Here is a 22,526-nt window from a genome sequence, read left to right as displayed (position 1 = left end):
CTGTTTAGTTATCGTCAACTTGACGAGAATATAGAACAAGTTAGGTGAATCCCATGGCCAGCATCAAGCGCTACCCTTGGATCAGCCACCTCCTGGGCAGCCCCACCGGCTACGTCGTCCACCTGCAGAAGGGCGAGGTCAAGCACCAAGGAGTTGGCCAGGCCTTCTGGTTCCGGCCGGCGAACTCCGTGCTCAGCGAGGTTCCCGTGGATGATCAGGAACTTCCCACGCTCTTCCACGCCATCACCCGTGACCATCAGGACGTGAGCGTTCAAGCCAACGTGACCTACCGCTTCATCGACCCAGTGGCAGTCTCCAGCCGGCTCGACTTCGGACTCCAGCCGGCCGGTGCGGCGCCGGCGACCGGCAAGGAGCAGGTGGCCACGATCATCGGCCAGCTGTGCCAGAGCCACGCGATCGACCAGATCGCCACGACCACGCTTGCCGAAGCCTTGGAATGCGGAGTCAGCCAGCTGCGCAACATCCTTACCGGGGCCTTGGGCACAGACACCCGGCTCCTGTCCACCGGCATCGAGATCCTGGGGGTGCAGGTCCTTGCGGTCCGGCCGGAGTCCGACGTCGAACGGGCGCTGCAGACTCCGGTCCGCGAACAGCTCCAGTCCGAAGCAGACCGGGCCGTCTACGAACGCCGGGCAGTCGCCGTCGAACGCGAAAGGACCATCTCCGAGAACGAAATGGCGAGCCAGATCGAACTCGCCACCAGGCGCCAACACTTGGTCGCCCAGGAAGGCGCCAACGCACGGCGCGAGGCCGAAGAAAGGGCCGCCGCAGGACTCATTCAGGCACAGGCATCGGCCGAACGCCAAGGCATCAGCGCAACGGCCGAAGCGAACCAGATCCGGCTCGTCGGCGAGGCAGCCGCCGCACGCGAGGCCGCCAACATGGAGGTCTACCGGGGCATGGAACAGGCCACCCTGCTGGCACTGGCCCTGCGCGACGCGGCCGGATCCCTGCCCAACATCGGCAACCTCACCATCACCCCCGATCTTCTCAGCGGGGCACTATCCAGGCTGTTCCAAGAGCCTGTGCTCGACGCGGCTCCCGCCGATGGGCCTAGGACCGCAGGCGGCCCCACCGGCCGCGCCGGCAATTAGGATCCGGTTGTGGCAAACCCCCGCCTCGTCATCGTCCACCGTCGGACCGAGCTCCAGGAACTCCTGGACCGTCACGCCACCCGTGGCCAGGCCGAATTCTTCCTCCGCACACGCGGCCGCTCCATCCAAGATGTGCAGGAACACCACGACCGGCTGACCGCCGCCCTGGCGACCATCCGCGCCGCGGTTCCGGCCGAGTGGCGTCACGCCGAGGTGGAACGCAGGGACCTTAGCAGGTTCCTGCTCACACCTGAGGACATTATCGCCGTGGTGGGCCAGGACGGTCTCGTGGCCAACGCGGCGAAGTACCTCAACGGGCAGCCCGTCATCGGCATCGATCCGGATCCGGGAACGAACCCGGGCGTCCTGGTCCGACACGCGCCCAACGCGGCAGCAAGAATGCTGCAGGAAGCCGCCATGAGCGGGCCGGTGGAGCAGCTGCCGTGCCAGGAACTCGCCACTGTGACGGCACGGCTCGACGACGGGCAGGAACTCTCAGGACTCAACGAGGTCTTCATCGGGCACGCCTCACATCAGTCGGCCCGGTACCAGCTCACGGCCCCCGGCGGCAAGTCCGAACATCACTCCTCTTCGGGCCTGATCGTTTCCACCGGCACCGGCGCCAGCGGCTGGTGCGCATCCATCGCCCAGGAACGCGGAGGTCGCGCGTTGCCCGCACCCACGGACTCCTGGCTCGCATGGTTCGTCCGCGAGGCCTGGCCCTCCCCCATCACCGGAACCTCCCTCACCGAGGGCGTACTGCAGGCAGGCGAAACACTCCGCATCACTGTTGCATGCGACCAGCTCGTGGTGTTCGGCGACGGCATGGAAGACGACCGCCTCACCGCATCTTGGGGCCAGGAAATCACGGTCCAGTTGGGCGAACGGCCACTGCGGCTTGTCAGGTAGGAGCCCAACGAGGCCCTCTCGACTACTGGACTCCGATCGTCTCCGCCCAGAAGCCAGCCAAGCGAGTTTGCCTTCTCTCGCGCCCGATCAGAGCCCCGGGAAGTATAAAAGGTATAAAGGCATATAAAACTGCAGACTCTATAGCTCGTCGTTCGGACGCGCTTGAATGCCGGCAAAACGTCCGATTCGGTCGTAAGGGTGCGTGCCGATCGTTCGGCCGTGGCGGTGATGCAGGACGGGCATGGGCCTGTTTGAGCACGGATTTGTTCTGAATTCCGTTGATTCTAAGAGCGCTTGCGCCTACTGTCCTAGCTTCCGTCAGCGCCCCCATTGGGACCAATTCAAGGCGCTGATCCCTGCCGTGGTCGAAACTGGCCCCTATTGCGCGCATCGTCCTCGCGTCGCCGGTCGGGCGTGTTCGACAAACTCAAATAGGTCCTCGTGTTGGGTGCCTCGTATGCCAAGATCGCCGATGGCCGCTGCCCGGCATATTGGTGACACCTCCGTGGCTACCCCGACAGCCGATAGGCCCCGCACGTTAGCTTAGACGCGCGGGACCTGCCCTCGTTGACAGCCGAAGGACCAACTACGTTGACCATAGACCAACTAGGTTGTCAAAAGGACCAAGTTGGTTGGCAATCAGCAATAAGCCTTAGAACCCGACAGCTTCGAAGGTCGGCCTACTTGCAAGACTTGCAGATAGGCCGTCGAGTTCTTGCAAATAGATGCCCGTTCTTGCACTTAGGGTGACACCTCTCAGCGACCTAGAAGTCCCAGTCCTCATCCTCAGTATTGACAGCCTTGCCAATCACATAAGACGAACCCGAACCCGAAAAGAAGTCGTGGTTCTCGTCCGCGTTAGGCGACAGGGCCGACAGGATGGCCGGGTTCACGTCGGTGACCGAAGCCGGGAACATGGCCTCGTAGCCCAGGTTCATGAGCGCCTTGTTGGCGTTGTAGTGCAGGAACTTCTTGACGTCCTCGGCCAGGCCGACGGAATCGTAGAGGTCGTGCGTGTACTGGACTTCGTTTTCGTAGAGCTCGAAGAGCAGTTCGAAGGTGTAGTCCTTGATCTCCTGCCGGCGCTCCTCGGAGACCTTCTCCAGGCCCTTCTGGAACTTGTAGCCGATGTAGTAGCCGTGCACGGCCTCGTCGCGGATGATAAGGCGGATGAGGTCGGCCGTGTTCGTCAGCTTGGCCCGCGAGGACCAGTACATCGGCAGGTAGAAGCCCGAGTAGAACAGGAAGCTCTCCAGCAGCGTGGAGGCCACCTTGCGCTTAAGGGGGTCGTCGCCCTGGTAGTAGTCCATGACGATCTGGGCCTTCTTCTGAAGGTTCTCGTTCTCGGTGGACCAGCGGAATGCCTCGTCGATCTCTTTGGTGGAGGCCAGCGTGGAGAAGATGGAGGAGTAGCTCTTGGCGTGCACGGACTCCATGAACGCGATGTTCGTGTAGACAGCCTCTTCGTGCGGGGTGAGGGCGTCCGGAATCAGGGAGACGGCGCCGACGGTGCCCTGGATGGTGTCCAGCAGGGTCAGGCCCGTGAACACGCGCATGGTGAGCTGCTGCTCGTCCGGGGTGAGCGTCGCCCACGACTGGATATCGTTGGACAGCGGCACCTTCTCCGGCAGCCAGAAGTTGTTGACCAGGCGGTTCCAGACATCCACGTCCTTGTCGTCCTGGATGCGGTTCCAGTTGATCGCCTCGACGTGGCTAAGCAGCTTGACCTTTTCGGTCATGTCATCCCCTAAAGGTTGGGTTCTTCGTTAAGTTAAGCGTACGACGGCGGGCGGGCGCCCGCCGTCGTACAGTCACGATTGAGTTGAAGCTACAGCATGCAGCTGACGCAGCCCTCTACCTCGGTCCCTTCCAGCGCGAGCTGGCGGAGACGGATGTAGTAGATGGTCTTGATGCCCTTCTTCCAGGCGTAGATCTGGGCCTTGTTGATGTCGCGCGTGGTGGCGGTGTCCTTGAAGAACAGCGTCAGGGACAGGCCCTGGTCCACGTGCTGCGTGGCGGCGGCGTACGTGTCGATGACCTTCTCGTACCCGATCTCGTACGCGTCCTGGTAGTACTCCAGGTTGTCGTTCGTCAGGTACGGCGCCGGGTAGTACACGCGGCCCAGCTTGCCTTCCTTGCGGATCTCGATCTTGGACGCCACCGGGTGGATCGAGGAGGTGGAGTTGTTGATGTAGGAGATCGAGCCCGTCGGCGGAACAGCCTGCAGGTTCTGGTTGTAGATGCCGTGCTCCATGACGGAGGCCTTCAGCTCGCGCCAGTCATCCTGGGTGGGGATGTGGATGTTCTTGAACAGCTCGGCGACCTTGGCGGTCTGCGGGACCCATTCCTGCTCGGTGTACTTGTCGAAGAACTCGCCGGTGGCGTACTTGGACTTCTCGAAGCCGCCGAAGGTCTGGCCGGTCTGGATGGCCAGCAGGTTGGAGGCGCGGACCGCGTGGTACACCACCGAGTAGAAGTAGATGTTGGTGAAGTCCAGGCCCTCTTCGGAGCCGTAGTGGACCCGTTCGCGGGCGAGGTAGCCGTGCAGGTTCATCTGGCCGAGGCCGATCGCGTGGCTCTGGTCGTTGCCGCGGGCAATCGAGGGCACCGAGGTGATGTTGGACATGTCCGAGACGGCCGAGAGCGAGCGGATGGCCGTCTCGATGGTCTGGCCGAAGTCCGGCGAGTCCATGGTCTTGGCGATGTTCAGCGAGCCCAGGTTGCAGGAGATGTCCTTGCCCGTGTGGTCGTAGGACAGGTCATCGTTGTACGTGGTGGGCTGGGAGACCTGGAGGATCTCGGAGCACAGGTTGGACATGATGATCTTGCCGTCGATCGGGTTTTCCCGGTTCACGGTGTCCTCGAACATGATGTACGGGTAACCGGATTCGAACTGGATCTCGGCGAGGGTCTGGAAGAACTCGCGCGCCTTGATCTTGGTCTTCTTGATCCGGGAATCGTCCACCATCTCGTAGTACTTCTCGGTGACCGAGACGTCGGAGAACGGCATGCCGTAGACCTTTTCGACGTCGTACGGGGAGAACAGGTACATGTCCTCGTCCCGCTTGGCGAGCTCGAAGGTGATGTCCGGGATGACGACGCCGAGCGAGAGGGTCTTGATGCGGATCTTCTCGTCCGCGTTCTCGCGCTTGGTGTCCAGGAAGCGGTAGATGTCGGGGTGGTGCGCGTGCAGGTACACCGCGCCGGCGCCCTGGCGGGCACCGAGCTGGTTGGCGTAGGAGAAGCTGTCCTCGAGGAGCTTCATCACGGGGATGACGCCGGAGGACTGGTTCTCGATCTGCTTGATCGGCGCGCCGACCTCGCGGATGTTGGTCAGGGCGAAGGCCACGCCGCCGCCGCGCTTGGACAGCTGCAGGGCGGAGTTGATGGACCTGCCGATCGACTCCATGTTGTCTTCGATGCGGAGCAGGAAGCAGGAGACCAGCTCGCCGCGCTGCTTCTTGCCTGCGTTCAGGAACGTCGGAGTGGCCGGCTGGAAGCGGCCTTCGATGATCTCGTCGACCATCTGGGTGGCGAGCTTCTCGTCGCCGCGGGCCAGGTGCAGGGCCACCATGCAGACGCGGTCCTCGTAGCGCTCCAGGAAGCGCTTTCCGTCGAACGTCTTCAGCGTGTAGGAGGTGTAGAACTTGAACGCGCCCAGGAAGGTCTCGAAGCGGAACTTCTTCTTGTACGCGCGGTTGAAGAGCTCGCGGATGAAGTTCATCGTGTACTGGTCGAGGGTTTCTCGCTCGTAGTACTCGTTCTTGACGAGGTAGTCGAGCTTTTCCTCGAGGTCGTGGAAGAACACGGTGTTGTTGTTCACGTGCTGCAGGAAGTACTGGTGCGCGGCCTCGCGGTCGGCCTCGAACTGGATCTCGCCGTTGGGGCCGTAGAGGTTCAGCATGGCGTTCAGCTCGTGGTAGCCCAGGCCCTTGTACGCGGCCGGCATCTCGTGCTTTTCCTGCTTCTCAAGAGCCGTGGCCGTGCCCCCGTGGGAGCCTGTGCCCCCGGTTACTGTTTTGTCTGCGACAGTCGTGTCCAAAACTCTTCCAATCCTTGTTGTACACGGGAGACGTCTTCCGGCGTGCCCATGAGTTCGAACCTGTATAGGTGGGGGACGTTGCATTTTGCGGCGATGATGTCCCCCGCCATGCAGTAGTTATCCCCGAAATTCGTGTTGCCGGCCCCGATCACTCCGCGGATCAGCTTCCGGTTGCCCGGGTCGTTCAAAAACCTGATGACCTGCTTTGGAACAGATCCCTCTCCCCCGGTGCCGCCGTAGGTCGGCACCACCAGAACGTACGGTTCCCGGGCCGCCAGCGGGGCGTCCTTCGAATAGAGGGGGATCCTGGCGGCTTCGACGCCCAGTTTCGCAACGAAACGTGCGGTGTTTTCCGAGGTGGAGGAAAAGTAGATGAGGCGGCTGTGGGTGATCTCGGGAGCCGCTGTGCTGACCGCTTCCCCGCTGTCAGCCGTGGCGGCCGCCCGATCTTCAGTAGTTGCCCGATCTTCAGTTGTCACAACCACTGGACTCACCTCATCTACCGTCAAATCCTGCCTGGTAGCGGCGTCCGGAGCGCTTCAGGCTACAGCGACGGCGGCGGCCTGCGCCAGTTCTTCGATCTTGTCCGGGCGGAAACCGGACCAGTGGTCCTGGTCGGTGACGACGACCGGGGCCTGCATGTAGCCCAGGGACTTCAGGCGCTCGAGGGCCTCCGCGTCCTGGGAGATGTCGACGCTCTGGTAGGCGATGCCCTTCTTGTCCAGCGCGCGGTAGGTCGCGTTGCACTGAACGCAGGCCGGCTTCGTGTAAACCGTAACGGTCATGGTCCTTGTCCCCTTTGTTGAAAGTCTTGTTCGGAGCGCTTCCCCGGCTCCGACTGCCCCGCGCTGATGCTCTGCTGGAACTGTATGTCGATACTACATGTAGTGCAAGAGCCTCACGTGGACCCCAAGATGATGTATTACAAGTATGTCATTTAACCCACCGATAATCCACAGGAGGGGGCCCGCCAAATGTCCGGAATTCAGCTGTTTTGGCGGACGAAATCCACACCCTGTGGAGTAGTTAGCCACATTAATCACCCCCGCGTGTCGCACCGCAGACGGCGTGTCGCGCACGTTTTTCGGGGGTGCCCGGGGGTGTCCCGTGGTGGTGCCGGCCACTACATCTGGTGTCCGGGAACACGAATGAGGCGGACACCGTGGTGTCCGCCTCATCGGATCGTGATTGTTCTAACACCCCGCGTTCCAACACTCCGCAGTGACCGGCGCCACGGGTACCTACCCAAGCGACTCCGGCCGGCTGAGGAGAATCTGGTCGACGCCCATCCGGGCCTCGGCGAAGCTGCGCAGCGCGCCCACGAGGTACAGCCGCCAGACCCGGGCGATTTCCTCGCCCATCATGGCGACGGCGGCGTCATGGTTCTCCTCGAACCGGGCGTACCAGGCCTCCAGCGTCCGGACGTAGTCCCGGCGCATGCCCTGCACCCCCTCGATCTCGAACCCTGCATCCTCCAAAAAGCCGAGGGTCTCCCCCACCGGGCGCATGTGCATGTCCGGGGCGATGAAGGACTCGATAAACGGGCCGCCGCCGGGGTGCTTGCCGTTCCGGGACATCTGCTGCACCAGGACCCGGCCGCCGGGCCTGACGTTGCCGAACAGGGCGGCGGCGTAGACGGGGTAGTTGCGCTGGCCGACGTGCTCGCCCATCTCGAGAGAGGCGACGGCGTCGAACGGCCCGTCCGGGATCTCGCGGTAGTCCTGGACCCGGATCTCGACGCGTCCTTCCAGCCCGCGCTCCCTGATGCGGGCGTCAATGAACGCCTTCTGCTCCACCGAGAGGGTGACCCCGACGACGTCGACGCCGTAGTGCTGCGCGGCGTGCAGGCTCAGCGAGCCCCAGCCGCAGCCGACGTCGAGCATCCGCATCCCCGGGGCCAGGCGGAGCTTTTGGCAGACGAGGTCCAGCTTGTCCCGCTGGGCGTCCTCAAGTCCGTACCCGGGTGAGCCGTCCGTCCAGTAACCGCTGGAGTAGGCCATCTGCGGGTCCAGGATCAGGGCGTAGAAGTCGTTGCTGAGGTCGTAGTGGTGGCTGATGGCCGCCCGGTCCCGCATCAGGCTGTGCAGCCGGCCCCTGACCCGTGCCTGACTGGCCGGGGGCTGGGGCGGGGCGCCCAGGGCGCCGGCGGTTTTGGCGATCCGTCCGACGCCGGCCAGCAGGGCCGGCGTCGGACGGATGCCTGAGAGGCCGCGGTCACGGACCACCTTCCACAGGTGCTCGAGCGTGGCATTGAGGTCGCCGTCGACGTCGAGTTCACCGGTGACGTACGCCTGGGCGGCCCCCAACTCCCCCGGCGCCCACAACAGGCGGCGTATGGCGTCGGGCGAGTTCAGCCGGACCACCGGCGCGCCGGACGGGCCGGTCTCGCTGCCGTCCCAAACGACGAGCCGGACGGGCAGTTCCCCGCCGACGACGGGCCGCAGGACCTCGGCGATGGTGTCAGCGAGCGCCGCCGTCATGCGGCCGCGCCCTTGGACGAGGCATGATCCAGCACGATCTGCTGCACGTCGAGGTAGCCCGTCTCGAAGCCGGCCCGGGAGTAGCACAGGTAGAACAGCCACATCCGCTGGAAGATGGCGTCGAAGCCCATGGCCCCGACCTCCTCGGCCCGGCCCATGAACCGCTCCTCCCAGAGTCGCAGGGTCTGGGCATAGTGCTCGCCCATGGCGAGGCGTTCGCGGACGCGCAGTCCGGTCTGTTTCTCGGTGATGTCCTCGATGGCCCGGACGGAGGGAATGACGCCGCCGGGGAAGATGTACTTGTGCACCCAGGTGTAGCTGGTGCGGGTGGCCATGAGGCGGTCGTGGGCGATCGTGATGGCCTGGATGGCCACCTTGCCGCCGGGGGCCAGGACGCGCTCGATCGTCTGGAAGTACGTGGCCCAGTATTCGAAGCCGACGGCCTCAATCATTTCGACCGAGACGACGGCGTCGTACTCGCCCTCCACGGCACGGTAGTCCTTAAGCTCGATCGTGACGGCATCAGCGTAGCCGGCGTCGGCGACGCGCTGGCGGGCCAGTTCCTGCTGCTCGCTGGAGAGCGTGACCGAGTAGACGGTGGCGCCGCGGGCGGCGGCCCGCAGGGCGAGTTCGCCCCAGCCGGTGCCGATTTCCAGGACTCGGGTGCCTTCCTTCACGCCCGCCTTGTCCAGCAGCCGGTCGATCTTGGCCTGCTGGGCGGCGGCGAGGCCGTCCCAGGCCACGCTCCGCAGGGCGTCGCCGCTTTCCGGGAACAGCGCGCTGGAGTACGTCATGGTGCGGTCCAGGAAGGAGGCGAAGAGCTCGTTGGAGAGATCGTAATGCCGCGAGATGTTGGAGCGGGTGTTCTTTTCGGTGTTGCGTTCCTTGCGCGGCTGCCGCGGCAGGTAGAGGCCGCGGAGCTTCTGCAGCGGTTCGGGAACCAGTGTGCCGACGCGGGCGGCGAAGACCTCCATGACGGCGGTGAGGTCGTCGGCGTCCCAGTCACCGGCCATGTAGGACTCGCCCAGGCCGATCAGGCCGCCGTCGCCCAGCCGGGCGGCGAACGCCTCGGGCCGGTTGATGGTCATCACGGGGTATGCGGTGCCGCCGGGCGCCTGGCCAAGGGAGGCTTTGCCCAGCACTGTGCCGTCCGGGTAGCGGACGGCCAGCGGCAGCGAGCGCACGGCGGCCTTGAAGATGGCGTCCGCGGCGCGTCCGGCCACGCGGGCCTTGAGGCTTGTGGGCACGGTGGCGATGCTGGGCCAGATTGCCGGGTCGATGGTGACGGGCGCCTGCGGAACCGTGTACGGCACAGTGGCCGTCACAGCACTGGTCACCGCTCCCGCGGTGTTGGCGCTGGTGCGCGTGGTGCCCTCTGTCCGTCCCGTACCGGATCCGGTCGCTTCGGTCATTGTCACTGAACTGCCTCCTGTGAAGGGTGGTGTGGTCTTTTGATGATGGGCAGGCGGCGCGCCCACAGTTTGATGCCCTGCCAGCGGATCTGCGCGGTGACGCGCAGCGGGGCCAGGGGTACCGCCAGCGCCGCGGACAGGATGTTCCGCAGGGTCGCTTCGTGGCGGACGCCGTCCATGGTGGCGATGAAGGGCTGGTGGCCTTCCCGCTCCAGGACGATCGAGACGGCGAGGCGGTCGCCGGGTTCGGGGAGCTTCATGCGGTACTGGCCGTCGACGTCGTTGAACGGCGAGACGTAAAAGGCTTTCGGCACGCTCGCCCGGCCGGTGCCGTCCGTTTCGAGGAGGTAGCAGTGCCGTTCGCCGTAGGTGTTGTGGACCTCGACGACGACGCAGCGCAGCGCCCCGGCCGCGTCATGGCACCAGAACACGCTCAGCGGGTTGAACACGTGCCCGAAGACCCGGGCGCTGGCGAGCATCGTGATGCGTCCGCCGTCGAGCTTGATGCCCTGGGTGGCGAGGTAGCGTTCCACGTTGCCGCGCAGGGTGCCATCCGGGTCGCCCAGGTGGTCCTCCACCCGGAAGCCGGCCAGCGGCCGGAGCGGCCGGGGCAGCTGCGGGAGGTGGTCGACGTCCACGTACCAGCTGTAGCTGCGGTAGGTGAAGGCATTGTGCAGCGGGGTGCGCCGCACGTGGGAGATGGACGTGCGGTAGATCGCTGCCCGTTCGCTCATGGCGCCTCCACTGTGGCCGGCTGAACAGCGGCCGGCTGAATAGCGGCCGGCTGGAGGTCCGGGTCCACGGCCGCCGTACCGGTATTGACAGCGCCGATGTTGACCGGACGCTCGTCCCAGTCGCGGCCCAGCCGGGCGGCGGCCCTGAGGCCGGACAGGGCGCCGTCCTCGTGGAATCCCCACCCGTGGTAGGCGCCGGCGAAGGCCAGGCGTTCGTCGCCGAGCCCGAGGATCCGTTCCTGGGCCCTCAGCGAGTCCGGCGTGTACTGCGGGTGTTCGTAGACCATGCGGTCCAGGACCGTGGTGTGGTCGATCAGCTCCGATTCGCCGAGGCTGACGATGTACCGGCCGCCGTCCACGGGCTCCAGCCGCTGCAGCCGGGTCATGTCGTAGCTGACCAGGACCTTGTCCGGGCGGGCGTCGCAGGACGGCAGGCGGTAGTTCCAGGAGGCCTGGGCGTTGGGGCTGGCCGGCAGCACGGCGGCATCGCGGTGGAAGATTGTCTGGTTCACCGAGTACGGCATGCCGCCCAGGGCGTCCTTCTCGGCGGCCGAGGCATCGGACAGCATGCGCAGAGCCTGCGCCGGGTGGGTGGCGATCACGACGGCGTCAAAGGTTTCGGTGATGGTGTCGCCGCCGGTGCTGTCCGCGCTCGGTGCGTATGTGACGCCGACGCCGCCGGCGTGCCGCTGCACGGATGTGACGGGGCTGGAGAGCCGGATGTCCGGCAGGGTCCCGGCGACCTTGTCGACGTAGCTGCGCGAGCCGCCGGTGACGGTCCGCCACTGCGGCGAGCCTTTGACGCCGAGCAGGCCGTGGTGGCCCAGGAACGTGAACAGGTAGCGGGCCGGGTAGGCCAGGGCGGTGGTGGGGTCGCAGGACCAGACGGCGCTGACCACGGGGGTCATGAAGTGCGAGATGAAGTAGCTGCTGAACTTCTCCCGGGCCAGGAACTCCCCCAGGGTCAGCTCGTGCCCCGTCCCGGCCGCACCCGGGCCGGCGGGGGTTGCCGGTTCCGCCAGCAGGGCGCGGGCCCGGCGGTGGAACCGGGTGACTTCCAGCAGCATGCGCAGGTAGCGGCCGCGCAGCAGCGTGGACGGCCGGGGAATGATGCCGCTCGCGTTGGGACGGGCGCCGGCGTATTCCAGGCCGCAGCCGTCGCAGCGGACGGACATGCTCATTTCCGAATCCTGGGTTTCGACCCCGAGCTCGGCGAACAGGCGCAGGAGAGTGGGATAGGTCCGCTCGTTGTGGACAATGAAGCCGGTGTCCACGCCCAGGGTGGGCCCGCCCTGCTGCGGAACATCATGGGTATGGGCGTGCCCGCCAAGCCGGGAGTCCGCCTCGAAGAGAGTCACCCGGTCCTGCCCGTTCAGCACATACGCGGCGGTCAGCCCCGCCACGCCGCTGCCGATGACGGCAACCCGCCGGCCTGCCGGAATCCCTGCTGCTTGTGCCACTGGTCTGCTCCTGTTGTCTCGCCAAAAAGGTCTTACGGGCAATTCGTCGCCGCCGGGGCGCCGGATGAGTATGAGTTCGGCATTTTTTCGGCTCCTGTGACGGCGTCCTCCCGGGGCCCGCCAGCTGTGCCGTTGGTATCTGAAAACTTGGCCTGACCCCACGGATTCTCCTGCATCGGCACCCCCGGGCCGCGCAGACATTCCGGACGGGCCCCGCCGGGAAGCCGCGGACCCTGCGGGGAGGGAACCCGCGCCCCCGGCAGGGCCCGGTGTGCCACAATGAAGCGGGATTTCCGGTCCCGCCATTCCGTTCCCGTTGCAGTGGACCCGCTACCAGGCGAAGGGCAGCCCTTGATCAACCCCGTTCATCTGCGGACCCTTGTGGAAGTGATCCGGTTGGGATCGTTTGCCGCCGCCGCGGCGCGTCTCGGCTACACCGCCTCGGCCGTCTCCCAGCAAATGTCGGCGCTGGAACGTGACACCGGCGTCACGCTCTTCCATCGCTCGGCCCGCAGCATCCAGCCGACGGAAGCCGCCGTCGTCATGACGCGGCACGCGGCCAAAGTGCTGACGGACATCGAGACGCTCATGGCCGCCGCGTCACGGGCACAGGACAGCACCAGCCAGGAGCTGCGGCTGGGCATCTTCCCCAGCCTGGCCACCTATGTGTTGCCGCCGATCCTGCGGAACCCGGCCTGGAAGAAGCTCGGCATCGACCTCCGGGTCTCGGTCGCGGAACCGGCCCAGACCATCCAAGGCCTGCGGACCGGGGGTGAACTCGACGTCGCCCTGGTGTACCAGGTGGGGCAGTCGGGCCTCGCCTGGCCGCACACGGTGGACCGGCAGTGGATCGGCGACGACGACTTCCGGGTGGTGCTGCCTGCGGCGTGGGGCATCGGTACGGATTCCAAGGTGGCCGCCCCGCACCTCTCGGACATGCCGTGGATCATGCACCACCCGGGCACCTCCGACGCCACGGTGATCGAACGCCTCTTCGCCAGCTGCAACCTGCACCCCCGGGTGGTGGCGTACAGCGATGACTTCCACGCGAGCCTGGAGATGGCGGCCGCGGGCCTCGGCGCCGCACTGGTCCCCGAGCTCGCCCTGCTGCACCGGCCGGCCGGCGTCGTGGTCCTCGACGTTCCGGAGATCCGGCTCGCCCGGAATGTCTTCGCACTGCTGCTCAACGAGAAGCGGACCGCCCAGGTCCAGCTGTTCGTGGAACTGCTGGGCGAGACGATGCACAAGCTGGAGACCGCGCGCAAGGACTGAGGGCGCCGCAGGGGTTCCCCTGCGGCGCCCGATGGATGAGGATGGGGTCCATGAGCCAAACCTATTCAGCCTCACGTCCCGTTGCCTCCGACAACCCCGAGGAAGTCGCCGCGGCTGTCCGCGCGGCCACCGAGGAGCTCCGCGAAACCCTCCGCGGGCACGGGATCGAGGCCAGCTTTGACGACATTGCCCTGCTGGGGCACACCGAGTCCTGGGACGATGAAGGCCAGCGCTGGGTCAACGTCGACTGGGAGGGCGAGCCGGCCGGGTAGTCCGGCGGCGCGACTCAGCGCTTCGGGGCCGGTTTTCGGACTTGCTTTCGGACCGGCGCCACCAGCGCGTTGATGATCCCCTGCTTGGCCCGGGTGTACGGCGGGTAGATCAGTTCCAGAGTGTCGGGCCTCAGCGGCTTGTCCAGCGTGGGACGCTCATGCGAGAACGTCCGGACCGAATGTTCCCCGTGGTAGGCGCCCATGCCGCTGCCGCCGACGCCGCCAAACGGCAGCCCGGGGACGGACAGGTGGGCCGCCGGGACGTCGAAGCACAGGGCTCCGGACGAGGTCCGCTCGGCGAAGGCACGGCGCGTCAGCGGGTCCTTGCTGAACACGTAGAGCGCCAGCGGTTTGGCGCGTCCGTTGACCAGCCCGATGGCTTCGTCCACCCCCTGCACGGGAACCAGCGGCAGAAGCGGACCGAAGATTTCCTCCGCCATGACGGCGTCCCCCGGCGCCGGCCGGAGCAGGGTGGGCGCAAAGTAGCGGCTGGCGGCGTCGCGTTCTCCGCCGTGCACGACGGTGCTGCCGTCGGCCAGGGCAGCGAGGCGGGCGAAGTGACGGTCATCGACAATCCGGCCGTAGGACGGGCTCGCTGCCGGGTCAGTGCCGAAGAGCGCCGTGACGGCCTTGATCAGCTCGGCCTGCAGCGGCTCCAGGACCTCCTCCGCGGCCAGGACATAGTCCGGGGCCACACACGTCTGGCCGGCGTTCATGAACCGGCCCCAGGCGATCCGTTTCGCCGCCGTCGCCAGGTCCGTGGACGCATCCACGTAGGCCGGGGACTTGCCGCCGAGCTCCAGCGTCACTGGAGTCAGGTGTTCGGCCGCCGCGCGCATCACCACCTTGGCCGCGGTCTCTCCGCCGGTGAAGAAGATGTGGTCGAAGCGTTCGGCCAGCAGTGCCGTGGTTTCCGGGATACCGCCCTCGACCACCTCGGCGGCGCCGGCCAGGTACTCCGGAATCCACCGGGCCAGCACCGCCGAGGTGGCCGGGGCGTGTTCGCTCGGCTTGAGCACCGCGGTGTTGCCGGCGGCCAGGGCCCCGGCCAGCGGGGCGAGCAGCAACTGCAGGGGGTAGTTCCACGGCCCGATCACCAGCACCACGCCCAGCGGGGTGAGTTCGGTCCAGGCCCGGGCCGGCTGCACGGTGAGCGGCACCGGCACGGGCCGGGGCCGGAGCCAGTCTTCCAGGTGCCTCGCCAGGTGGGCGGCCTCTGCGGCAACGAAGCCGATCTCCGTCAGTTGCGCCTCGGTGTTGTGCTTGCCCAAATCCTTGGCGAGGGCAGCGGCGAAGTCCGCGTGGCGGTCCGCGAGCATGCGCCGCAGGCTGCTTAGCTGCTCCAGCCGCCAGGCCAGCGGACGGGTGGTGCCGGCGTCGAACTGGGCCCGGGCGCGGGCAACGGAAGTGGCTACGGTCTGCATCCGATCAATGTACAGTCCCCAGGCCGCTCCACCGGTCCGGTAGCGGATAAAAGCCTGCCAATGCTGGAATGGTCCGGTTTTCAGGACTATGTTGAAGATATGAACAAGGTAGCGAGCAAGCACTTCGGCGAGGTCGAGCTCAACCACGGAAGGGACCATAATCTCACCGCCACGCATGAGCTGGCGGGCCAGACCGTGGAGCTTGACCTGAATGTCAACGCGCATGACCACTTCGATGAAGCCGCCATGCACAAAGTTGACTACCGCTTGCGCTTCCTGCCCGAACTCGTGGACCAGGTCCGCGAAATGATCGCCGAGGAACTATCGCAGGAGGGCACCAGCCCGCAGGAATACCGCCACTTCCACTGCAACGCGATCAAGGACGAGCACCTTAAGAAAGTCTTCGGCGTCGAGGACAAGAGCCAGCTCACCGACGAGGTCTTCCTCAAGGCACTCAAACTCGGCCACGTGGGCATCTACCCCGGCCAGCCGGAACGCTACTTCGTCCTTGACTTCACCCTGGGACAGCACTTCACCGACGAGGTCCTGGTGGCCTCCGCGGATGAGGACGGCGTAGTCGACGACGAAATCCTCTGGGAATCCTGAATCGTTCGGGAAATTCCGAATCGACTCCTCCGTAACGGCCCTTTTGGGGGCTCAAAGCGGCGGTTGCTCAGCAGTCGATGAGCTGAAACGTACGACGCCGGCCGGTCACTTGCGAGGTGACCGGCCGGCGTCGTTAATTCAACTGGTTTTCAGTTCAGCCGGCTGCTACTTGGCTGGTTCCAGCAGTTCGGCGCGGACCGTCTTGGTGGCCGTGACCAGGTTGCGCAGGGACTCTTCGGTCTCCGCGTAGCCGCGGGTCTTCAGGCCGCAGTCCGGGTTGACCCAGAGCTGGCGGGACGGGACGTGCTTGACGGCGGTGCTGAGCAGCTCGGTGACTTCCTGCTCGCCCGGGACGCGGGGCGAGTGGATGTCATAGACGCCCGGGCCCACGCCGCGGCCGAAGCCGTGGGATTCGAGGTCGTGCACAACCTCCATGCGGGAGCGGGCGGCCTCGATCGAGGTGACGTCGGCGTCGAGGCCATCGATCGCGTCGATGATGGCACCGAATTCGGAGTAGCACAGGTGCGTGTGGACCTGGGTGGCGTCCGCGGCACCGGCGGTGGAGAGGCGGAAGGACTTCACGGACCAGTCCAGGTACGAGGCCTGGTCTGCCTTGCGCAGCGGCAGGAGTTCGCGCAGGGCGGGCTCGTCCACCTGGATGACCTTGATGCCGGCGGCTTCGAGGTCGGCGATCTCGTCGCGGAGGGCCAGGGCCACCTGGTTGGCGGTCTCGCCGAGCGGCTGGTCGTCGCGGACGAAGGACCAGGCCAGGATGGTGACAGGACCGGTGAGCATGCCCTTCATCGGCTTGTTGGTCAGGGACTGCGCGTATTCGGCCCACTTCACCGTGATGGGGGCGCTGCGGGTGACGTCGCCCCACAGGATCGAGGGACGGGTGCAGCGCGAGCCGTAGGACTGGACCCAGCCGTGCACGGTGACGTCGAAGCCTTCAAGGTTCTCGGCGAAGTACTGGACCATGTCGTTGCGCTCGGGCTCGCCGTGGACCAGGACGTCAAAGCCGAGCTCCTCCTGCAGCTCCACGACGCGCTTGATCTCATCCTTCATGAGCTGCTCATACTGCTCCGTGGTGAGGTCACCGCGGTTGGCGCGGGCCCGGGCGGTGCGGATCTCGGCGGTCTGCGGGAAGGAGCCGATGGTGGTGGTGGGCAGCGGCGGCAGGTGTAGAGCCTTCTCCTGGGCGGCTTCGCGGACCGCGTAAGCGGAACGGTTGAAGTCTGCGTCGGTCAGGGCGGCGGTGCGGGCCCGGACGTCGGTGCGGCGGACGCCCTCTGCCTCGGCGCGGGAGGCGATGACGCGGGTGGCCTCTTCGATGGCCGGCTGGACGGCCGCGGGGTCGGTCAGCAGTCCGGCGAGGGTGACCACCTCGGCCGTCTTCTGGTCGGCGAAGGCGAGCCAGCTGCGCAGCTGCGCGGAGAGCTGGACCTCCTCTTCGACGTCGTGCGGGACGTGCTGGGTGGAGGTGGAGGTGCTGACGGCCAGCTTGGCGACGGACTGCTTCAGCTCGGCGATCTTCTTCGCGGAGGCCGCGAGGTCGTTGCGCCAGATGTTGTGGCCGTCCACGACGCCGGCGACGAGAGTCTTGGTGCCCAGCGCGGCGAGGGCCGCGGCGGAGGGAACCTCGCCCTTGAAGACGTCCAGGTGCAGGGCGTCGATGCCGGTGGCGGCGAGGGTGCCGAGCTGGCCGTTGAGCGCGCCGTACGGGGTGGAGACGAACAGCTGCGGGCGCTTGGCGGCGGAGGAGAGGACCTCGTAGGAGCGGGCGACGGCGGCGTGGATTGCCTCGGCCGGGGTGTCCTGGTCCACCACGAGGGCGGGCTCGTCGAGCTGGACCCAGCTGGCGCCGGCGGCGGCAAGCTTCTCCAGCAGCGCGGTGTAGACGGGGAGGACGTCCTCGAGGCGGGACAGCGGGCTGAAGCCGGCGGGGGCGTCGTCGGATGCCTTGCTCAGCAGCAGGAACGTGACCGGGCCGACGATGTACGGGCGGGTTTCCACACCGTTGGCGAGGGCGTACTCGAATTCTTCGACGATCCGGCTGGAGGTCAGCGCGAAGCTGGTCTCCGGGCCGATTTCCGGCACGAGGTAGTGGTAGTTGGTGTCGAACCACTTGGTCATTTCCAGCGGCTGCTGGTCCTTGTTGCCGCGGGCCAGGGTGAAGTAGCCGTCGATGTCCAGCTGGCCCTCGGCGTTGAGGAGGTTGCCGAAGCGGGCCGGCACGGCGCCGAGGTGGGCGGCGGCGTCGAGCACCTGGTCGTAGTAGGAGAAGGTGCCGGGGACGGCGGCGGCTTCGGTCAGGCCGAGGCCCTGGAGACGCTTGGCAGTGCCGAGCTGGATCTCCTTGGCGGCAGCGTCCAGGGCGGCGGCGTCGATCTTGCCGGCCCAGTAGGCCTCGATGGCCTTCTTGAGTTCGCGGCGGCGGCCGATGCGGGGGTAGCCGAGGATCGAGGCGGACGGGAAGGGGGTGGCGAGCTGTTCAGTCATGGAAAGTCCTTGAAGTGGTCGTTGAGATGACGAAGTAGGGGTGGTCAGCTGGCGAGCTGGCGGGCGGCGGCACGCCGGGACGCGTTGATGCGTCCGCCGCTGTGCCGGTTTCCCCCCTGGCGGTTGCCGCTTCGCGGCCGGGGCAGTGCGAGTTTGTCCAGCACGTCCAGGGCGGCGGCGTGCTCGTTGAACGTGTAGAGGTGGATGCCGGGTGCTCCGGCGTCCAGGGCGGCATTGGCGAGGTCCACCGTGGCGCTGACGCCGATCCGGGTGCGTTCGGCGTCGGTATCGGCAGCGGCGAGGCGTTCGATGAGTTCCGGCGCCGGTTCCACTCCGGTCAGTTCGCCGAGGCGGGCGAGCCGGCGAAGGCTGATCAGCGGCATGACACCGGGAATGATCGGGATCGTCACCCCGGCCCGGCGTGCCCGGGTCAGGAGGTCCGCGTACTGCTCGGCGTGGAAGAAGACCTGGGTGATGGCGAAGTCGGCGCCGGAGCGCTGCTTGGCCAGTAGGACCTCGACGTCGTGCGCCTCACTCGGGGATTCCGGGTGCCGGGTCGGGTAGGCGGCGACGCCGACCGCGACTTTTCCGGCGCACAGCAGCGCCGACCGGCGCTGCTCCACGCGGCGGATGAGTTCGATCAGGTCCTGGGCGTACCGGAGCGATCCCGGCGGCGGGGTTGCCCCGTCCTTCGGCTGGTCGCCGCGCAGGGCAAGAATGCCGCGGACCCCGACGTCGAGCAGTTCGCCGATAATCTCCGCCAGTTCCTCCGGGGAGTTCCCCACGCAGGTCAGGTGGGCCAGGGGCCGCAGCGTGGTTTCCTGCACGAGCCGGTTGATGAGCTCGACGGCGGTGCTGCGGTTGGAGCCGCTGGCGCCGTACGTTACCGACACGTAGTCCGGGTCCGTGGCTTCGAGTTCCCCGATGGTGGTCCAGAGCGATTCGGCGGCCGCGGCCGACCGCGGCGGGAACAGCTCATAGGACAGCGCGACGGGAGCCGGGCCGGCCAGATTCGGATGGGGGTCAATAAGGCTAGGTGGTGACATTTGCGTCCTTGGCTGTGAACACTGCCGGAAGTGCCCGGAAAAGGGTCCTGCCGCCAATGAATGAGTTTGGGGAACACGGAGGAAACTTCTGCAGGGCGCAGTCGCGACTGGTACGCCTGATACGAAGCTGTCCGTGAGCAAATGTCAGGCCCACATGGGGGCACCCACACCCTCCTGGGCTGCCCGTGAAATTTTTCCAAGGGCCGGCCTTCAGCGGAGGATCGCTGACACGTTACTGAGGTAACTTGTATAGAACTCTAAGGGCCCGGCACGGCCCGCTTCAAGTCGGCGTCCGAATTAAGACGCACCTTTACGGCTAATTTCCGGGCTGGGTAGAATAAAGTTCGCCGGAGAGGCTGATTCCGTTGCTGCGCGGCCCTGTCCTGCGGCCCTCCCCATCGACCCTGCTCAGGACTATCCTTTTGCCATGATTCAGCTACCAGCCAGCTACCAGGAGTATCTCGCCGGCAAGAGCGAGAGCTTCATCAACACCGTCCGCCCCGTCCTCATGCAGTCGGCCGCGAAAAAGACGCACGGGGTGCGGGTGTCCTACAACCGCGGCCCGACCGGCCACCAGGCGCATCTGGACGAGACCATCCCGTTCGGGACAGTTATCGAGGATATCGACTGAATCCTGGCCGGCACGCCGGCGTTCAGCCCCCGAGGGCGTCAGCCCTCCAGGAGGAGCCGTTGCGAGCGGGGTGCCAGGGTGTGCTCCAGCACAAGGCAGGCTGCCCCGACGGCGCCGACGTCGTCCCCGACGCCCGTGCCCACGACCTCAATGCCGTGGATCTTCCGGGTGGCGCTGTTGGCCTCGACGAGTCCGGGAATCTGTTCCAGATAGGCCGCCGACAGGCACGCCCAGAACGGACCGCCGAACACCACGCGGTCCACGTCCAGGGCATTCGTGACGACCGAGACTGCCCGGGCCACGAGCACAGCGGAGCCGGCGATGATGTCCATGGCTTGTTGGTTTCCGCCGTAGGCGAGTTCGCACAACTGGGCGAACTGCTCCTGGACCGCCGGCGCACTCCGGTCCTCGCGCGAACCGTCCAGCACTCCGGCCGCCTCGGCCTGCGCCACGAGGACCTGCGGAATGGCGGAGACCTTCACACAGCCACGCTGCCCGCAATCGCAGAGGGCGCCGTCCGGGTCCACGACGATGTGCCCGATTTCCCCGGCGTTGCCCGAGGTTCCGCGGACGACTTCGTCATTGAGGACGATCCCGCAGCCGATCCCGGTCCCCATGTACATGAAGATGAAGCTGCCCTCGCCGCTCGGGCCGCCGGCCCAGGTTTCTGCCACGGCTGCGCTGGTGACGTCCTTGTCCATCAGGGTGGACAGGCCGGTGGCTTCGGCGAGGGCGTCCCGGAGCCGGACGTTGTCCCAGCCGGGCAGCAGGGGCGGGTCCACCACCGCGCCGTCGTTGAGGTCGATGGGGCCCGGGGAGGCAATCCCCAGTCCGGCGATCCGGGCCGGGTCCACGCCGGATTCGGTAATGAGGCCGTTGATTTCGGCGGCGATGGTGTCAATGACCGCCCGGGGATCGCTGCCGGGCGGGGTGGCGATCCGGGAATGCCTGACGACGGCGCCGAGCAGGTCCAGCAGGACGAAGGTGACCACAGCCGGGTCCAGGTGGACGCCCACGGCGTACATCCCGGCGGGATTCAACCGGAGCATGGTCCGCGGCTTGCCCGGGCCGGTGCCTTCCTTCCCGGCCTCGACGATCAGGTGCTGGTCCAGCAGCCGGCGGGAAATATTGGAGATGGTCTGCGGCGATAGTCCGACGATCTGGGCCAGCTCCACACGGCTCATGCCGCCCGGCGCGCGCCGGATGGCGTCCAGGATAACCGTGAGGTTGAAATCACCCATCTTGGGGAGGTTGGTCCCTCGCCTCGACGAAGGTTGCCGGATCTCGGTCACTGATACCTCAAAACGTCATTGGCCCAATACAACAGTTATCTACAGCAGTTGTCAGAATCGTACGTTAAGTGCAGGCGTGCGCCCACACATCCGCCTTTCGGACACAATGTTTCACCTTCACGGCCGGCGGGTGCTGGCCGTCACGGTGAACTTTGGATTCCTGCCGACCTCGCGTGTCGGACCGATCAGCCGTTCGAGTGCCGGCCGGTAGTGCAGGTGGCTGTTGAACACGGTCCAGAGCTCCCCGCCGGGGGCGAGCACCGTGCCGGCCGCTTCGATCAGCTTGATCCCGGCGCCGGAGTGGACGGCCGCCTCCAGATGGAAGGGCGGGTTGAGCAGGATCAGGTCCGCGCTGCCCGCCGGCAGGGAGCTCATCGCGTCGTCCTGGAGCACATCGATCCGGTCCTCCAGGCCGTTGGCGCGGGCCGTGGCGAGGGCGGAGTCGACGGCGGCCGCGGACCGGTCCGTGGCGGTGACGCGGGCGCCGGGGTTGGCGCGGGCGTACATCGCGGCGAGGATTCCGGTGCCGCAGCCCAGGTCCACCGCATGAGCGGCGTGCGGCATCCGGGGCAGGAAGTCCAGCAGGAACCGGGTCCCGATGTCCAGCCCCGTGCCGGCGAAGACGGCGCCCCGGGCACAGACCGTCAGCCCGAGTTCCTCGTTCACCTCGGTGACCGGGAACGGCGGGGCGTCCGCGACCGGCTTGGGGCGCCGGGCCAGCAGGAGCCGTGACTTCTGCCGGGCCAGCTGGGGCTGGACGTCCTCGAAGTAGCGCGCCAGCACCGCGTTCATGCCCAGGCTCATGTGCTTGACGCGCCCGCCGGCCAGCAGCACGACGTCGGGCGCCGCGTAGCGGGCGACGGCGTCGGCGATTTCCTCCAGTTCGGCCAGGGACCGGGGCAACTGCAGCACGACGAGAGAGGCGCCCTCCAGGAGCCGTTCGCCCAGCGGGAGCTGTTCAAAACCGGTATCGAGGTCCAGCGCCCCGGCGTTGGCCCGCAGCGCCCGCTCACCGGTGATGAGGTCCTGATGGACGCGGACGGCTGGCGCCACCGTCCCCACGGAGTCCAGCGTCAGGGCACCCAGCGTGAGGGCACCCAAGGTCAGGGCACCGTACCGGTCCCCCACAACCGCAAGCCGTCCCCCGGGCTGCAGCAAACCGGACGCCTGCATCTCACGGACAGTGTCCAGCAGGAGCCTGTCCGTGGCGTCCCAGGCCTGCAGGTTGGCGGCCTCGACATCCGGGAATCGTCTCAGCCGGGCAAAGAGGGAGTCGAAGTTGGTGTCCGCCACGCGCGTTGTGCCGCCGTTTCTTCTCGGTCTTGGGTCATG

General features: G+C 66.6%; 19 protein-coding genes. 6 read left to right on the top strand and 13 right to left on the bottom strand.

Going from position 1 to position 22,526, the window contains the following annotated elements:
- Positions 1-53: 53 nt before the first annotated feature.
- Positions 54-1,115: an SPFH domain-containing protein gene (locus ACVWZ7_RS19440; RefSeq protein WP_456508786.1), complete on the top strand. Its 1,062-nt coding sequence runs from the start codon at positions 54-56 to the stop codon at positions 1,113-1,115.
- Between the two features lie 9 nt (positions 1,116-1,124).
- Positions 1,125-2,024, top strand: a complete 900-nt coding sequence (locus tag ACVWZ7_RS19435; protein WP_456508785.1) for a hypothetical protein — start codon at positions 1,125-1,127, stop codon at positions 2,022-2,024.
- A gap of 764 nt (positions 2,025-2,788) precedes the next feature.
- Here the strand turns inward: ACVWZ7_RS19435 and nrdF are convergent.
- The 8 genes from nrdF to ACVWZ7_RS19395 all read right to left on the bottom strand — a co-directional run bounded on the left by nrdF (position 2,789) and on the right by ACVWZ7_RS19395 (position 12,152).
- On the bottom strand, positions 2,789-3,763 hold the full coding sequence (nrdF, locus tag ACVWZ7_RS19430) for a class 1b ribonucleoside-diphosphate reductase subunit beta (protein ID WP_091253615.1): 975 nt from the start codon (positions 3,761-3,763) through the stop codon (positions 2,789-2,791).
- Between the two features lie 89 nt (positions 3,764-3,852).
- Positions 3,853-5,973: a class 1b ribonucleoside-diphosphate reductase subunit alpha gene (gene nrdE, locus ACVWZ7_RS19425; protein WP_456509155.1), complete on the bottom strand. Its 2,121-nt coding sequence runs from the start codon at positions 5,971-5,973 to the stop codon at positions 3,853-3,855.
- A gap of 62 nt (positions 5,974-6,035) precedes the next feature.
- Entirely contained in the window at positions 6,036-6,458 is a 423-nt protein-coding gene (gene nrdI / locus ACVWZ7_RS19420; protein WP_456509154.1) for a class Ib ribonucleoside-diphosphate reductase assembly flavoprotein NrdI, read from the bottom strand.
- A gap of 147 nt (positions 6,459-6,605) precedes the next feature.
- A complete protein-coding gene (nrdH, locus tag ACVWZ7_RS19415) occupies positions 6,606-6,851 on the bottom strand; it encodes a glutaredoxin-like protein NrdH (RefSeq protein ID WP_018773329.1) in 246 nt (81 codons plus the stop codon).
- A 456-nt stretch (positions 6,852-7,307) separates the two neighbouring features.
- The gene (locus ACVWZ7_RS19410) at positions 7,308-8,546 is read right to left on the bottom strand and encodes a class I SAM-dependent methyltransferase (protein ID WP_456508784.1); all 1,239 of its coding nucleotides are present in this window, start codon (positions 8,544-8,546) and stop codon (positions 7,308-7,310) included.
- Positions 8,543-9,964: a class I SAM-dependent methyltransferase gene (locus ACVWZ7_RS19405; protein ID WP_456508783.1), complete on the bottom strand. Its 1,422-nt coding sequence runs from the start codon at positions 9,962-9,964 to the stop codon at positions 8,543-8,545. The genes ACVWZ7_RS19410 and ACVWZ7_RS19405 overlap by 4 nt, the downstream gene beginning before the upstream one ends.
- On the bottom strand, positions 9,961-10,692 hold the full coding sequence (locus tag ACVWZ7_RS19400) for a DUF1365 domain-containing protein (protein WP_456508782.1): 732 nt from the start codon (positions 10,690-10,692) through the stop codon (positions 9,961-9,963). The genes ACVWZ7_RS19405 and ACVWZ7_RS19400 overlap by 4 nt, the downstream gene beginning before the upstream one ends.
- Positions 10,689-12,152 carry an NAD(P)/FAD-dependent oxidoreductase gene (locus ACVWZ7_RS19395; RefSeq protein WP_456508781.1) on the bottom strand — a complete coding sequence of 488 codons (1,464 nt, stop codon included), beginning with the start codon at positions 12,150-12,152 and terminating at the stop codon, positions 10,689-10,691. The genes ACVWZ7_RS19400 and ACVWZ7_RS19395 overlap by 4 nt, the downstream gene beginning before the upstream one ends.
- A gap of 351 nt (positions 12,153-12,503) precedes the next feature.
- On the opposite strand from ACVWZ7_RS19395, the gene ACVWZ7_RS19390 reads away from it, so the two are divergent.
- Together ACVWZ7_RS19390 and ACVWZ7_RS19385 are read left to right on the top strand one after the other, a co-directional pair.
- A complete protein-coding gene (locus ACVWZ7_RS19390; protein ID WP_344366151.1) occupies positions 12,504-13,424 on the top strand; it encodes a LysR family transcriptional regulator in 921 nt (306 codons plus the stop codon).
- Between the two features lie 50 nt (positions 13,425-13,474).
- Positions 13,475-13,696: a hypothetical protein gene (locus ACVWZ7_RS19385; RefSeq protein ID WP_344366155.1), complete on the top strand. Its 222-nt coding sequence runs from the start codon at positions 13,475-13,477 to the stop codon at positions 13,694-13,696.
- A 14-nt stretch (positions 13,697-13,710) separates the two neighbouring features.
- Here ACVWZ7_RS19385 and ACVWZ7_RS19380 read toward each other — a convergent pair whose 3' ends face one another.
- A complete protein-coding gene (locus ACVWZ7_RS19380; RefSeq protein ID WP_456508780.1) occupies positions 13,711-15,120 on the bottom strand; it encodes an aldehyde dehydrogenase family protein in 1,410 nt (469 codons plus the stop codon).
- Positions 15,121-15,219: 99 nt separating this feature from the next.
- On the opposite strand from ACVWZ7_RS19380, the gene ACVWZ7_RS19375 reads away from it, so the two are divergent.
- Positions 15,220-15,726 carry a DUF2004 domain-containing protein gene (locus ACVWZ7_RS19375; RefSeq protein WP_344366161.1) on the top strand — a complete coding sequence of 169 codons (507 nt, stop codon included), beginning with the start codon at positions 15,220-15,222 and terminating at the stop codon, positions 15,724-15,726.
- 165 nt (positions 15,727-15,891) lie between these two features.
- On the opposite strand, the gene metE is transcribed toward ACVWZ7_RS19375, so the two are convergent.
- Both metE and ACVWZ7_RS19365 read right to left on the bottom strand, forming a co-directional pair.
- Positions 15,892-18,225 (bottom strand): 5-methyltetrahydropteroyltriglutamate--homocysteine S-methyltransferase, encoded by a 2,334-nt coding sequence (gene metE, locus ACVWZ7_RS19370; RefSeq protein WP_456508779.1) that lies wholly within the window; start codon positions 18,223-18,225, stop codon positions 15,892-15,894.
- 44 nt (positions 18,226-18,269) lie between these two features.
- The gene (locus tag ACVWZ7_RS19365) at positions 18,270-19,271 is read right to left on the bottom strand and encodes a methylenetetrahydrofolate reductase (RefSeq protein ID WP_344366166.1); all 1,002 of its coding nucleotides are present in this window, start codon (positions 19,269-19,271) and stop codon (positions 18,270-18,272) included.
- A gap of 427 nt (positions 19,272-19,698) precedes the next feature.
- Between ACVWZ7_RS19365 and ACVWZ7_RS19360 the strand changes: the two genes are divergently transcribed.
- Positions 19,699-19,902, top strand: a complete 204-nt coding sequence (locus tag ACVWZ7_RS19360; protein ID WP_456508778.1) for a hypothetical protein — start codon at positions 19,699-19,701, stop codon at positions 19,900-19,902.
- Between the two features lie 38 nt (positions 19,903-19,940).
- Here ACVWZ7_RS19360 and ACVWZ7_RS19355 read toward each other — a convergent pair whose 3' ends face one another.
- A complete protein-coding gene (locus tag ACVWZ7_RS19355) occupies positions 19,941-21,143 on the bottom strand; it encodes an ROK family transcriptional regulator (RefSeq protein ID WP_456508777.1) in 1,203 nt (400 codons plus the stop codon).
- A 168-nt stretch (positions 21,144-21,311) separates the two neighbouring features.
- Positions 21,312-22,487 carry a class I SAM-dependent methyltransferase gene (locus ACVWZ7_RS19350; RefSeq protein WP_456508776.1) on the bottom strand — a complete coding sequence of 392 codons (1,176 nt, stop codon included), beginning with the start codon at positions 22,485-22,487 and terminating at the stop codon, positions 21,312-21,314.
- Between the last annotated feature and the right edge of the window lie 39 nt (positions 22,488-22,526).

The organism is Arthrobacter sp. TE12232, from assembly GCF_054062615.1.
This window is presented reverse-complemented; position numbering and strand designations above follow the sequence as displayed.